15 protein-coding genes and 1 pseudogene are annotated in these 13267 nt (G+C 58.3%); 8 read left to right on the top strand and 8 right to left on the bottom strand.

Translation table 11 applies throughout. The annotated features are described in order from the left end of the window. Positions 1 to 7: 7 nt before the first annotated feature. The 5 genes from ACEW8N_RS01955 to htpX all read left to right on the top strand — a co-directional run bounded on the left by ACEW8N_RS01955 (position 8) and on the right by htpX (position 3561). The gene (locus tag ACEW8N_RS01955) at positions 8 to 1165 is read left to right on the top strand and encodes an acyl-CoA dehydrogenase (RefSeq protein ID WP_373498105.1); all 1158 of its coding nucleotides are present in this window, start codon (positions 8 to 10) and stop codon (positions 1163 to 1165) included. An 83-nt stretch (positions 1166 to 1248) separates the two neighbouring features. After that, complete coding sequence (locus tag ACEW8N_RS01950; protein WP_373498104.1) at positions 1249 to 1425, top strand: hypothetical protein; 177 nt, start codon at positions 1249 to 1251, stop codon at positions 1423 to 1425. Between the two features lie 493 nt (positions 1426 to 1918). Beyond that, positions 1919 to 2083, top strand: coding sequence for a hypothetical protein (locus ACEW8N_RS01945; protein ID WP_373498103.1), 165 nt, complete (start codon positions 1919 to 1921; stop codon positions 2081 to 2083). A 109-nt stretch (positions 2084 to 2192) separates the two neighbouring features. After that, a complete protein-coding gene (locus ACEW8N_RS01940) occupies positions 2193 to 2393 on the top strand; it encodes a cold-shock protein (RefSeq protein WP_373498102.1) in 201 nt (66 codons plus the stop codon). A gap of 244 nt (positions 2394 to 2637) precedes the next feature. Then, on the top strand, positions 2638 to 3561 hold the full coding sequence (gene htpX / locus ACEW8N_RS01935; RefSeq protein ID WP_373498101.1) for a zinc metalloprotease HtpX: 924 nt from the start codon (positions 2638 to 2640) through the stop codon (positions 3559 to 3561). Positions 3562 to 3563: 2 nt separating this feature from the next. Here the strand turns inward: htpX and thiE are convergent, their stop codons facing one another. The 3 genes from thiE to ACEW8N_RS01920 form a co-directional block, all read right to left on the bottom strand. Beyond that, positions 3564 to 4208, bottom strand: a complete 645-nt coding sequence (gene thiE, locus ACEW8N_RS01930) for a thiamine phosphate synthase (RefSeq protein ID WP_373498100.1) — start codon at positions 4206 to 4208, stop codon at positions 3564 to 3566. A 146-nt stretch (positions 4209 to 4354) separates the two neighbouring features. Beyond that, positions 4355 to 4651: a hypothetical protein gene (locus ACEW8N_RS01925; RefSeq protein ID WP_373498099.1), complete on the bottom strand. Its 297-nt coding sequence runs from the start codon at positions 4649 to 4651 to the stop codon at positions 4355 to 4357. A 60-nt stretch (positions 4652 to 4711) separates the two neighbouring features. Then, the gene (locus ACEW8N_RS01920; RefSeq protein ID WP_373498098.1) at positions 4712 to 5014 is read right to left on the bottom strand and encodes a hypothetical protein; all 303 of its coding nucleotides are present in this window, start codon (positions 5012 to 5014) and stop codon (positions 4712 to 4714) included. A gap of 462 nt (positions 5015 to 5476) precedes the next feature. On the opposite strand from ACEW8N_RS01920, the gene ACEW8N_RS01915 reads away from it, so the two are divergent. Next, on the top strand, positions 5477 to 6868 hold the full coding sequence (locus ACEW8N_RS01915) for a sigma-54-dependent transcriptional regulator (protein WP_373498097.1): 1392 nt from the start codon (positions 5477 to 5479) through the stop codon (positions 6866 to 6868). Between the two features lie 39 nt (positions 6869 to 6907). Here ACEW8N_RS01915 and ACEW8N_RS01910 read toward each other — a convergent pair whose 3' ends face one another. Beyond that, complete coding sequence (locus tag ACEW8N_RS01910) at positions 6908 to 7468, bottom strand: DUF2179 domain-containing protein (protein ID WP_373498096.1); 561 nt, start codon at positions 7466 to 7468, stop codon at positions 6908 to 6910. Positions 7469 to 7862: 394 nt separating this feature from the next. Between ACEW8N_RS01910 and ACEW8N_RS01905 the strand changes: the two genes are divergently transcribed. After that, positions 7863 to 8090 (top strand): hypothetical protein, encoded by a 228-nt coding sequence (locus ACEW8N_RS01905; protein WP_373498227.1) that lies wholly within the window; start codon positions 7863 to 7865, stop codon positions 8088 to 8090. Positions 8091 to 8466: 376 nt separating this feature from the next. On the opposite strand, the pseudogene ACEW8N_RS01900 reads toward ACEW8N_RS01905, so the two are convergent. Both ACEW8N_RS01900 and ACEW8N_RS01895 read right to left on the bottom strand, forming a co-directional pair. Next, positions 8467 to 8898, bottom strand: a pseudogene (locus tag ACEW8N_RS01900) (class I SAM-dependent methyltransferase); the annotation flags it as partial. Beyond that, positions 8885 to 10135, bottom strand: a complete 1251-nt coding sequence (locus ACEW8N_RS01895; protein WP_373498095.1) for a glycosyltransferase family 4 protein — start codon at positions 10133 to 10135, stop codon at positions 8885 to 8887. The pseudogene ACEW8N_RS01900 and the gene ACEW8N_RS01895, both read right to left, overlap by 14 nt. A 347-nt stretch (positions 10136 to 10482) precedes the next feature. On the opposite strand from ACEW8N_RS01895, the gene ACEW8N_RS01890 reads away from it, so the two are divergent. After that, positions 10483 to 11373, top strand: coding sequence for a hydroxymethylglutaryl-CoA lyase (locus tag ACEW8N_RS01890; RefSeq protein ID WP_373498094.1), 891 nt, complete (start codon positions 10483 to 10485; stop codon positions 11371 to 11373). Positions 11374 to 11455: 82 nt separating this feature from the next. Here ACEW8N_RS01890 and ACEW8N_RS01885 read toward each other — a convergent pair whose 3' ends face one another. Both ACEW8N_RS01885 and ACEW8N_RS01880 read right to left on the bottom strand, forming a co-directional pair. Then, on the bottom strand, positions 11456 to 11968 hold the full coding sequence (locus ACEW8N_RS01885) for an NUDIX domain-containing protein (RefSeq protein WP_373498093.1): 513 nt from the start codon (positions 11966 to 11968) through the stop codon (positions 11456 to 11458). Next, positions 11958 to 13232: a class II fructose-bisphosphate aldolase gene (locus ACEW8N_RS01880; RefSeq protein WP_373498092.1), complete on the bottom strand. Its 1275-nt coding sequence runs from the start codon at positions 13230 to 13232 to the stop codon at positions 11958 to 11960. The genes ACEW8N_RS01885 and ACEW8N_RS01880 overlap by 11 nt, the downstream gene beginning before the upstream one ends. Between the last annotated feature and the right edge of the window lie 35 nt (positions 13233 to 13267).

The raw sequence follows: 13267 nt of genomic DNA, 5'->3' as shown, positions 1-13267 counted from the left end.
GTGACGTATGGCTTTTTTCAAACTGACAGACGAACAATTGATGATTCAAAGCATGGTCCGGGAGTTTTCGCGGAAGGTTGTCGCAGCGACGGCTGCGGAACGCGACAAAACCAAGGAATTCCCGGCCGAAAATCTGAAGAAGATGGGTGAGCTAGGCCTTATGGGAATGATGATCCCCGTAGAATACGGCGGCGAGGGGGCGGACACCATCAGTTATGTTTTGGCTCTTTCCGAAATCGCCTATTCATGTGCATCCACTGCGGTCGTCATGTCTGTTCACAATTCCATTGTATGCGAGAGCATTCTGAATTTTGGAAGCGAAAACCAGAAAAAGAAATTCCTGCCGCGCCTGACCGATGCGGAAATCATCGGGGCGTTCGCCCTGACCGAACCCCACGCCGGCTCGGATCCCGTGGCCCAGCTCACCACCGCCGTCAGGGACGGGGATTACTACGTCATCAACGGCACCAAACGGTTTATCACGACGGGGAAAAACTGCGGCCTGGTGATTGTCACGGCAAAGACGGATGAAGCCGAGAAGCACCGCGGGATCAGCGCCTTCATCGTCGAGAAGGACGCCCCGGGGCTGATCGTGGGAAATATCGAGGACAAGATGGGGCTGCGGGCCTCCGACACGACCGACCTCATCTTCGAAAACTGCCGCGTCCCGGCCGAGAATATCCTGGGAAATGAGGGCGACGGATTCAAGATCGCCATGAAAGGATTAGACGGAGGCAGGATCGGCATTGCGGCCCAGTCCATCGGCGTGGCCCAGGCCGCCCTGGACAGCGCCGTCAAGTATGCCAAGGAAAGGGATCAGTTCGGCCAGAAGATTGCCAAATTCCAGGGGATCCGGTGGTACATCGCCGATATGGCCACGGAAATCGAAGCCGCCCGCCAGTTGATGTTCTCCGCGGCGGCGATGAAGGATCGCGGTGAAAAATATACCCAGCAGGCATCCATGGCCAAGCTCTTCGCCTCGGAGATGGTCAACCGCATTACGGGAAAATGCCTACAGATTCACGGAGGGTACGGTTTCACCAAGGATTATGCCATTGAACGCCTATACAGGGATGCCCGGGTTTTCACGATTTACGAGGGCACTTCGGAGATCCAGCGGGTGGTGATATCCAACAATATTTTGAAGGACAAAAGAAAGCAGTGAGTTTCATAAAACCGATATTGATCACGAGAAACGGGAGAGCCGCCGTGCCGCTCTCCCGTTTCTGAAATCCATGGGAGAAAAGCATGTCGGTCCGAATGATCGCGGAAGAACTCTATCGTCTGATCACCGAGGCGGAAGAATTGGAGAATGCGCTTCGGGATGCGCCGATAGAGAAGCGCCCGGCGATAGAGGATCGTCTCCGCAAGGCGAAGGCCGAACGAAATCGGCTGCGGGCGATTCTCGAATCCAAAAAAAAATGACCCCTCCGGCCTTGCGGAGAATGGCAATCCCCTTCAATTTTTCCTCCGGGCGCCAATTAATATTTGACAAAAGAGTCGCTTTGGACTATCAAAAACAAAATGTGAATTGGTCATAGCACCCATCATCGCTGTCATGTAATCTCGCTTATCCTGATCGTCTGGTTGATTCTAAGGTGAATGAAAAGCCGGTGTGTATGACCGCCCCCGTTCAAGAGGAATCGTTTGCCTCAGTTTTCCTTCGTCTTTATCAAATGGTAGATTTAGAAGCATCCAAAGCCAAAAGATCCAATGAAGACTCCCGGAGTGATTCCCCATAAATGAACGCACCGCCAATGGGCCGGGCCTTTTCGCCGGACGACGATCCGCAGGTGAAAGCCGCGCCCGTGTTGATGGTGTTGCCCCCCTCTCCTGAATATTATGTAAAACAATATGTTATGGTCTAATGGTATGGTAGCGTCGCAGATTCAAGAAAAAGAATGAGAATGAGGAGCGAATGGATATTGTAAAAAGAACCGAAATCGAAGAAAAGCTGCGGAAATTGATTGAAGACGAATTGAAGAAAGAGGTATCTCATAAAGATGCAACGCCCAAGGCGCCCTGCAACGTTATTCGACGCCGAAAGGGAGAAGAGGATAAGCGGATCTATGCTCTAACCTGAGAGGTTGTCAGGCCAGCGGCCTCTTGTGTTCATCTGGACCGTGCAGGAAGCGCCCGTCTTTCAGCCACGGTTCGAATATCAGGGGAATCATAAAGATGGAGGTAGAATTATGGCAAATGGTGTCGTAAAATGGTTTAACGATAAAAAAGGCTACGGCTTTATTGAAAAGGAGGAGGGGGGCGATGTTTTTGTCCACTACTCTGCGATCAGCATGGGCGGTTATAAGTCCTTGAATGAAGGAGATCGGGTCTCTTTCGAAATCGAAAATGGAGACAAGGGACCCGCCGCAGCAAATGTCGTTAAGATATAGCCACCCATAGCCATAAGCGCATCCATGAGGCATCCCGGCCGATCCGCCCGGATGCCTTTTTTGTGTCATGACGCCGGTGTCCCGGAGCGGCACGGCCGGATCCCGCCGCAATGATCCCCCGCAATCCAGATATCTTGATTTTATCGGGCAACTGTCTTAAATTTTACTCCAAACCTCACGAGAGAAGGGGACGATACGGCTTGTTGCCGTCAAGGATTCTGCAATCACCGGAGGAATCAACAAGATGAACAACCAGATTCGGACGACCCTGCTCCTGGCGGTCATGACAGGGTTTATCGTGTGGATCGGAGGACTGATGGGCGGACGGGGCGGCATGGTGATGGCGCTGGTCTTCGCCGCGGCCATGAATTTTTTCAGCTACTGGTTCTCCGACCGGATTGTTCTTTCCATGTACAAGGCGGAGGAGGCCACCCCCGGCCAGGCGCCCGAACTCCATGAGATGGTAAGGGACCTGGCCCGTAAGGCCGGTTTGCCGATGCCCAGGATCTATGTGATTCCGGAGGAGGCGCCCAACGCGTTCGCTACGGGGCGGGATCCCGATCACGCCGTGGTGGCGGTCACGGAAGGGCTTCTCCGCCTCATGGACCGCCAGGAGATCATGGGGGTGCTGGCCCATGAACTGGGCCATGTCAAAAACCGGGACATCCTAATCGGGTCCATTGCGTCGACCATGGCGGGCGCGGTGATGCTCCTGGCCAACATGGCGCGGTGGTCCGCCCTGTTCGGGGGGGTGAGAAGTGATGACGAGGGCGGTGGCGGTATGGGGGGGATCGGATTGATTCTGACCTCCATCCTGGCGCCCATTGCGGCCCTCCTGATCCAGATGGCCATCTCCCGTTCCAGGGAATACCTGGCGGATGAAACCGCGGCTCGCCTGGCCGGCGGCCCCGACGGCCTGAGCCGGGCACTGGAGAAACTGGGCGCCTATTCCGGAAGACTCGCGCTGAACGCCCGGCCCGAGACCGCCCACATGTTCACGGTGAATCCTCTTTCCGGGAGCGGCCTGATGAGCCTCTTTTCGACCCATCCGCCCCTGGATGTTCGGATCGCGAAGCTTCGGGGGGTCCCTCGGGACCCGGGTCCCGGCGGCGGGAAAAACCGTCCCCCGGAAAAAAATGAAAACATCTGGGACAGGCTTTCGGGATGAGTTCACAGAACTCCGGGCACACCGCAGGCTTTCCCCAACCGAACGGCGTTGGCAAACGGATCGTCGGCCCTGGAGATGAAGCTGATGACGGCAACGCCGGCGGCGCCGCTTTTGAAACAGGCGTCCGCGTTGTCTGCGGTGATGCCCCCGATGGCCACTACGGGGATCGGCGACAGGTCGACCATCTCCTTCAGCCCGGCCAGGCCTTTGACCGCCTTGGCATCGGCCTTGGTGCCGGTGGGGAAGACCGGTCCGGTGCCCATATAGTCACATTGCGAAAGATCTGTGCTGCGAAGCTCAAGGGGGTTGGACACGGAGATGCCGACGATGGCCCCCTCGCCCAGGATTCGTCTCGCGATACCGGGCGCAGCGTCATCCTGCCCGAGATGGACGCCGTCGGCGGAGACTCGCTGCGCCAGCCGGATGTGATCATTTACGATAAACGGGACATCCTTCTCCCCGCAGATCTCCCGAATCAGAATAATTTCAGCCAGAAAATCATCGGAGTAGGATTTGTTCCGGTATTGGACCATGGTAGCGCCCGCCTGAAGGGCGATCCTGGCTTGATCCATCGGGGAGCAGCCGGGGGCGGTGTCGTCCGTGATGAAATAGAATCGAAGGGCGTTCAGCAGATGTTGACGGTGCATGATAGGGTTAGATCCTGTCTGGAGGTTGCGTCGGGCCCCGATGCACCTGATCCCCTTCGAAGGCATGCGCAACGCGGCTTCATGAATGGGTGTCGGCCGTCAGCATGCGGGAAAGGTGTCGGGGGAGGAGGGAACGGGATCTTCCGCTATTGCCGCGTTTCTTCAGGTTCTTCGGCGGAGGGTTCCGGGTCGAATTCCTCGTACTCTTCATCTCCGATGATGGGGCCATCCTCCTCTTCACTGATGAACTCATCCTGGGGCATCTCTCCCTCTTCTTCGAGAACGGCGTCCTCCCGGGGCGCATCCACCCCGGCCCGCACGGGGTCGGTATTCTCGTAATCGGCAAAGCTGTCCGAGGTTGCGGAAGTCGCAGGACCCGCTGCAAGGGTGACGATTCCGAAGAGGATGGTTACCATTCCAAGAATGCAAACGATTTTCTTCATTTTGGCCTCTGTTTCTACTTCACACGCATTGATGCCGGTACACGGACGAGACAAGCGTCTTTATTGGACGCGGGATGATTTCAATGGCGCCGCGGGGGCTGGTTCGATTCTTTTATGTTCCATGACATCGATTTTTTTGATGTAAATCCGTTTTTCCCCCTTTTTGCTGGTTGAAATCGGTCCGGTCGCATGGATGCACTTTCCCACGAGATCTAAAAAAGATTCGCCGTTTTCAATGCCGTAGGTCTTTTCATCCGTTGTCTGGATTTCCATTTCCAGAACAACGCCATCGTCGTCCCAGGCGCAGGGAATCAAGAGCCCCTCGATCGTTTGCGTCTCCTTCCTGTTTTTATTCTTCATCATCGGCCCTTTTCGTGGTGGTGACGTTGTGAACAACCGACACAGGATATGATAGAGAGATCAAGCAATAATCATGCCTGAATATCTTTCACCCCATGGAAGCATTTACATGGTGCGTTTCATCTCAAAAATGAGGATTGCGACAGGATTGATGCGCGGCCTCCTTTTCTGCGCAACCCGGGGGCTGCGCCCGGATGCGCCGGCAGAAAAAGAATCCGTGATTCCGATTCATCGGCCCATGGGAACCACGAGTTCTGATCTGACGGAAGGCCTGCCCCGGATCAGGCTCAGGAGGCGCCGGAAGGGTCATTTTACCGGGAAACGGGTGTGAAAAAACACCGGGGCGTTTGTTTGAGGTTGAATTCCTTTTGAAAGCGCCATAAAAGAGGAACTCCGGGTTCCTGGCCCCGATCGGACAGGGGGATACGGAGCCTTGGATGGCTGTAAATCTTTCAGGAGGCGTTAATGGAATCCGTTCTCGTGATTTGCCGGGACAAGGATGCGGTCCGGGCGATCATCTCCGCTTTTCCGCCCGGGTGCAGGGTCGATCAGGTTTCGGGCCCATCCCGCGCTCCGGGCATGCTGAAAAAAAATGCCTACGAATTCGTGTTCATCGATATCGATATCCTTCAGGCGGCCTACCCGGACCTGTCGATCGAGGATGCCATCACCGGTTTCCGGAAAGGGTTTGATTCCTTAGAAATAATCGTTCTCTCTACTAAGAGCCAGATACGCCAGATGGTCAAGGCCGTGAAATTCGGCGCCGGAGACTATCTGACCTATCCGGTCGAACCGGAAGAGGTGTCGCTCGTGGTCAATAGCTTGAGGGAATCGATGCGGCTGAAATCGGAGCTGGCCTATCTGCGGGAACATCCCTTCCTGGCCGAAGCGTACGACCTTGTCTATTCCCGGAACCCCGCCATGACCAGCGTATTCCAGAATATTCGAATGGTGGCCCCGACCCGGACGCCGATTCTCCTTGTCGGGGAGACAGGCGTCGGCAAGGGCGTGCTCGCCCGGTTGATCCACCGGCAGAGCCACCGGAAAACCGCCCAGTTCATCAGTGTCCACTGCGGGGCCATCCCGGAGACCCTGGTTGAAAATGAACTGTTCGGCCATGAAAAAGGGGCGTTCACCGGCGCCGGCCGCAGAAAGCTTGGAAAGTTCGAGATCGCCAACGATGGCACCATATTCCTGGATGAGGTCGGCACCATCACGCCGCTCGTCCAGATCAAACTGCTTCAGGTGCTCCAGGACGGGACGTTCAGCCGCCTGGGCGGTGAAGAGGAATTGAAGACGGCGGCGCGGGTGATCGCCGCGACAAACGCGGACCTCAAACGAATGAGCCAGGAGGGTCAGTTTCGGAAAGATCTCTATTACCGCTTGAACGTGTTCCCCATCGAAATTCCGCCGCTGCGAAAGCGGATCGAGGATATCCCCTTTTTTGTGGAGATGTTCCTGAAGAAGTTGAACCGTCTGTATGCCAAAGAGATCCAGGGGGTGCATCCTCTGGTCCTCGATGCGTTGATGAAATACAACTGGCCGGGCAACATCCGGGAACTCGAAAACCTGATTGAACGGGCCTATATCGTCGAATGCACCACGCTGTTGACGCCCGAAAGCTTCTCGGTCGAACTGGTTGAGGATCGCGGGGCGCAATCCTCCGTCAATTCAGGCGCCTCCCTGGCTGAAGGACGGCGGCGCTCGGTTGCGGCCTTCGAAAAACAATATTTGATGGAGCTGCTGACGCGTCACAAGGGAAGGGTCGGCAGCTCCGCGGCGGATGCGGGCATCAGCACCCGGCAGCTCAACAAGCTGATGCTGAAATACGGCATTCGAAAAGAAGCCTTCAAGTAAGGGCAGCCTGGGGGCTTCGGACCGGCGGGGGGAGGGGGCCTATTTGTTTTTCGTGGCCGACCGCCACCCGGTGAAAGGGACCCTGAACGGATGGAGGATTTTGTTCACGTCCCGGGCCATTTCCGTGATGATAAACGCCGACGCGTCGATGCTGTCCACCACGGAGAGCAGCCGCTTCATGTCCCGCCTGCGGCAGACCACATAAAGCTCTTTCACCGGCCCGTGCATCCCTTCCCCCACGAACACGGTCACGGGCTGGCCTGCGGCTCTCAACTCATTGGCCAGGGCATTGCCCCTTTTTGTGGAGATGATTCGAAGCACGATGTTCCCGAAGGCCAGTTTTCTCTCGACAAGGATGCCGACAACATTCCCGCTGGCAAATCCGAGTGCATAAAACAGAATTAATACAGGTGATTCCTTAATCTGATTGACGACGGTGCTGACGACGAGGATCCAGATGATCACCTCCGCGATGCCCAGGAAAAAGGCATTGACCGTTCGGCCTTGAACGGTCACGATCGTTCGAAGCGTCCCCAGAGCCACATCGAAAATCCGGGCGAAGAAAATCAAGATGCCGGTAAAAAGGATGGTTGATTCCATTTTGCTTCATCCAGGTTCAAAAACGACAGGTGAATAAAATAAAAGCCCATAAATATCCAGATTGGATGGGTATGGGGCATCTGCATGACGTTTGTATCGACGGGTGGTTTTAAGCACTTTTTATGCCAGTATATTGGAAATCCTTCTGAATATTTGGCACGTTCGTTGCTTTTAATTTCACGGTATTGGCGAGGTGCCGGCTTTCTTTTTTCCGAGACCTTCAGATCGGTATTCCACCCGGCGTCTCCGCCGCTGGGGCATGAACGGGAGGACCTTCCCTCCGCCGCCGCGCCGAAACATTGTTTGAAGGTCTGGAGTCATCCGATTTGGATGCCACGGATGAACCTCGCTGTCAAATTAGAAAAACGGCTGAGGATCCGAGAGAAAGGAATATATGAGAGAACAACGAAAATCACAGAAGAAAAAGACGATTCATCTCGAGGACGCCGACGAACCCATTCGGGTGCTGAAATCCAAGAAGAAACCAGCGCGGAAGTGCAAAATCTGTGGCAAGGATCCCTCGCCCAATTACTTCTACTGCCCCTCATGCCATCATCGGGTGAGCCACCATTCCGTTGAGATGGAAGAAGAGCGGGACGAATTTGGACTCTCGGGGTGTTAGAAACGGTCTTTTTCTTTCTCGATGTCTCTTTCTCGGGTCTGGAAATGGAGGACGGTACGGTGCAGCGTGAAGCGCGGCCCGGATCGGGTGTGGCCTGAGGTGTTTTTCCCCTTCCATAGAAAACAACGCTTTTCCCCAGGACAGGGTTCAGAAGCCGGTCCAGGAAACGGGTGATCCAGGGGCGGCGCATCATATCCCACAGCAAAAACCGATGGTACGCCCTTACCGGAAGGGCGTCGCTCCGCTCCAGGCCCAGAAGGCATCTCAGCCACCAATACGGAACATGAAGGCTGTGGGCATGGCAGCATTCCCGCAGCGCGACACCCGATTCCATTATGAGGTTCTCCATTGCCTTTCGGCCGTAAATCCGGATATGCCCGCCGGGGGTCGAACGATAGGCTTTCGACAATATCCAGCATATTTTTTCAGGATAATATCTAGGAACGCTGATCACGATGCCTCCGCCGGGCTTCAGGACGCGGACCAGTTCTGCGATGGCCGCCCGGTGGTCCGGAACGTGCTCCAGTACCTCCGAGCAGATCACGAGGTCGAAGGCGTGGTCGGGGAAGGGCAGGGTGGTGATGTCGGCCGCCGCAAGGGCGCACCCTCCGCGGATTTCCCCCATCGCATTCAGCTCGGACAGCCGTTTTCGGGCGTCCAGAAGATCCTTGCGGTGGATGTCGGTCCCCACGGTCAGGGTTCCGGAACGGCGGACGGTTTCCCCCATGTGCCGGCCGGAGCCGCAGCCGACATCCAGAATCCGGTTTCCGGCCCTGAGGGGCGTTCGCCTGAAATCAACGGTGAGCATGAATGACCTCGCGGTATGCCTCGACCGTTTTGATGGCGGCGGTCCGCCAGGTAAAATTTTCCTGAACCCGTTTCAATCCCTTCATGCCGAGATCCCGCGCATGATCGGGGTGATCCATCAGGCGCTGGATGGCCGCACCAAGGGCATGGGGATCGGCCGGCGGCACGAGGATCCCGGCATCGCCGACCACCTCCGGCAATGCCCCCCCGGTGGTCGAGATAACGGGAACGCCACAGGCCATCGCCTCCCCCGCCGGCAGGCCGAAGCCCTCGTAGACGGACGGCACGACGGCCATGCCGGCCCTGGCGTACTCCATGACGAACGCCTCGTCGCTGATCCGCCCGGTGAAACGGATGCGGTCCCCGATGCCCAGCCTGCGGATGAGTTTGACCACGCCGCCGTTGGGTTTAGGGGTCCCGACGACGACGAGCTTGAGATCGGGGGCCTTCCCCGCGATACCGGCGATGGCCTGAAGCAGGTAATAGAGGCCCTTGAGCGGCATATCGGCGCTGTTGGTGACGATGATCCTTCGGGGGTCCCGCCGAATTTCAGGCATGGGATAGAATAGACCGGTGTTGATGCCGTTGGGGATCACCCGGAAGCGCCGGGCGGGGATGGCGAACTCCCGGCTGATATCGTGGCGGGTGCATTCCGAAACCGTGATGATCCTGGAAAATTTCCGGGCGACGCGGATCTGCATCCCGATGAAGGAATACCACCGGAGGTGTTTCAGCTTCTTCCACCAGGACCGGACCGAACGGACCGCGATATCCCGGTCCACGGTGATGGGATGATGGATGGTCGGAATCACGGGAATCCGGTCCTTGAGGGCCCAGATGCCGTAGGAAAGGCTCTGGTTGTCGTGGAGGATGTCATACCGGCCGAGACGGTTCCGGAGGAACCCAAACGCGCGGATGCCGAAGGTGAGAGGCTCGGGAAACCCCATGGTGGAGACACCCAGCCACTCCAGCAGGTTGACCGGATCCGCCAGTTCCCTGATCGACGGCGTCCGGAACAGGTCCTCGGGGTTGTAAAGATCCAGGCCGGGCAGGTAGGTCAGGCGGACGCCGTTGTCCAGGACCGGCAGGGGAGGCCCGGAGATGACATCCACGGCGTGGCCGAGGTCGCGAAGGGCCTTGCTGAGGTTTCGGACGTAGACGCCCTGACCGCCGCAATGCGGGTTGCTCCGGTAGCTGAGGAGGCAGATCCTGAGGGGGGGCCGGTGACGTTCCGCCATGGCATCCTGTTTCCTTCGTTCGGTGATGGGTCCTGCTCGGGCAGATTGACTGGCGAGGGTCTTACAGCGCTCCTTTCGTTTTCGTCAAGGGCTTTTTGGGCTTGGAGACCGGCGGGTGGAGATTTCCCCTTGACCGGGGGCGCCGTTGTTTTCTACAAGCAGCGCTGAGTCCCGGACCGGAGCCAGGCATTCGCGGGGGCGGTCCGGATGACAAGCCCGGCCCGGGCGGTCGTAACCGGGGGCCGCAAGCCCTGCGGTGCGACGCCGGGGTCATGATCGAAAAAACATAACTTCATCGATTCTCGGAAGCATGCTTCCGATGGAGATTATCAGGAGGAAGCAGAGGCATGTCGCTGCCCAAGTCCGTCACAATCGTGGAGGTCGGCCCCCGGGACGGGTTCCAGCTTGAATCCAGGATCCTTCCCACGGACCTCAAGCTCGACATTATCACCGGCCTGGCTGCGGCCGGGCTCAAGCACATCCAGGTGGCGTCTTTCGTGAGCCCGAAGCGGGTGCCCCAGATGGCCGACGCCGAAGACCTCGTCCGAAGACTGCCGAAGACGCCGTCGGTGACCTTTTTCGGTCTGGCTTTGAATACCGCCGGGGTCACCCGGGCCGGAGAGGCCGGGCTCTCCTGCATCGAGGTATCCATTTCCGCAAGCGATGCCCACAGTCGGAAGAATGCGGGGATGTCTCATGAAGCAGCCCTGGCGGAAGGGGAAAGGATGGTCGCCCTCGCCAGGAGCGCGGGCATGGTGGTAACAGCCAGCATTCAGTGCGCCTTCGGGTGCGTCTATGAAGGGGCGGTCCCGGCGGCCCGCGTCCTGAGGGCGGCCCGGATGTTCGCGGATGCCGGCGTGGCGCGGCTGACCCTTGCCGATACGACGGGGATGGGGACGCCGCCTGCGGTGGAGGGGATGCTCACCGCATTGGACGCGGCCAGTGCCGCCGTTCCCATGGGCCTCCACCTCCATGACACCCGGGGGCTGGGTCTCGTCAACGCGGCGGCAGGACTCCGGTGCGGTGTCACATTTTTTGACACCGCCCTGGGCGGGATGGGAGGATGCCCGTTCGTTCCCGGCGCAGCCGGGAACATCGCGACCGAGGACACCGTCCACCTGATGGCGGCCATGGGTGCCGCCACCGGTGTCGACTGGCGGCAGGTGGCATCCTGCACCCGGCGCCTGTCGGCGTTTTTGGGCAGGGATCTGCCGGGAAAGCTCTACCGGATGGCGTGACCCGCACGGACCCTGTCTTTGCGGTGGAGGGATGTCTGGCCCGTCGGGGCGCGCACCGCCACGGGCGGCTGTGAAGACCGCCTCAGGACTGCCCGAAAAAACGCTGGATGAACTTCCGGTGGCTGCTGAAGGCCAGTTCGGGGAGGGCTTCCGGAGAAAAGAAGCCGGCGTCGTCCGCATCGTCGCCGGGGGCCAGCTCGCCGTGGAAGTCGCTCACGAGATAGCAGACCAGGGCCACCGTGTGATAGATCCGGCTGGGATTCGAATCCGCATCCAACAGGCGGTCGATCCGGCCGAGCAGGCCGGTTTCCTCCCGGAGTTCCCGCAGGGCCGTTTCCTCCGGGGCCTCCCCGAGCTCCATGTATCCGCCGGGGAGGCACCAGAGCCCCCGCTTGGGCTCGACGCTGCGTCTGACCAGTAGAAGCCTCCCCACGGAATCAACGGCGATGACGCAGGCCGCGGGGATGGGGTTCTCGTAGAACGGCGCGTTGCAGCGCTCGCAGAAAAGGCGGTTCCGCCCTTCCCATTCCTTCCGGATCAGCGGATGGCCGCAGGAAGTGCAGAATTTTTTGTCTTGGATGTCGTTAATCGTCAAAATCTCCTTTAGCGCCTTTATTCCCCGCCAGGGACTTGCCCCGTTCAAGAATTTTTTCAGGGGTCCAGTCGGCGGGGTTTTCAATGCGATGGGCCTTGGGGCCCGGGTCGTGGGAACCGGCCTTCAATATGGCGTCGATGACGATGTCCGCCGTATCCCCGGCATTGAACACGCCGGTGATCATGTTGTAGACGAAATCTTCGACCCTTCGGGCCATCCGGTCCCGGACCTCCCGGGGCTGACCCAAGAGCTTGTTTTCAAAGGGCAGGTTCAAGTTCTTGAAATTGCCGCCTTTCCAGCCATTTGCTTCCGAATGGGCGACCATGGCGGCCCACATCTCCTCTGAAACCCCTTCTCCCTTCACCTTGATGAAGTTGCCGCCGGCGTCCAGAATGGCATTGCCGTAGTCGTTCACCTCGATGCCCCAGGAGATCATCTGGAGGGCGGTGGCGACATTGGCCTTGGTGGTCCGGGTTTTCCGGACGATCTCCCGGAGCCTCTCGGAGCTGTTGCCCGAGGTGCCGTGCTGAGCCCCGGAGACCCGGTACTTTTCCAGTGCCGCATGGATATCGGCCGTCAGTTCCACCTGGATGCCCTGGCCGCTGGCCTCGATGCCGTGGGTCGTGCCGTTGTTGAGGGCGATCCAGTTGGGAAAAATGTCGTGGGCGTTGAGTCCCCGGATGAGGAAGAGCGCCTCGTCCACGGTGGACAGGCCCTCCTTTCCCTTGATTTCACCCACCTCGGTTTCGAGCCCGGCCCATTCCGGCACCACGCTCCGGATGATGTCGATGCTGGCCAGCAGGTTCTGGTCGTCGGGCATGTGGGACGCGTCGATGGCGATGGAGGTGATGCCGGCGTCGAAGAGGGAGGGAATCTCCACCTTGGCCGGCGCGATGTCGCCGGTTTTCTTGATGCCGAAATGGTCCGCGTGAACCGCGACGGGAATGGTGATCCCGAGTTCATTGCAGACGGCGTCCACCTGGCGGGCGATATTCCAGAGATTGACGGCGCAGTAGGCGGAGGCGCCGCCCTCGGAGCGGGCGATTTCGATGATGAGCGCGCTTTTGGCGCGCTGGGCCGCGGCCAGGGCCCCCCGAATGACGAAATGACTCCGGCCGTTGGCCGCAATGCAGATGGCATGGCCTTTCCGGGTCATCGCCAGATCAATGAACTTGCCGCTCACGAGAAGCGCTTTTGAATGGGGAAATATCTTTTTGACGTTGGGGGGACGACCGATGTCCAATGCGCGTTCAAAATCCGTCATTGCTGAACCTCCTGTATGGCGTTAAAGAATTGACG

The organism is Desulfococcus sp. (assembly GCF_041737845.1).
In the GTDB taxonomy this organism is placed as follows: domain Bacteria; phylum Desulfobacterota; class Desulfobacteria; order Desulfobacterales; family Desulfococcaceae; genus Desulfococcus.
The sequence above is the reverse complement of the archived record's forward strand: the minus strand, read 5'-3'. Positions and strand labels throughout refer to the sequence as shown.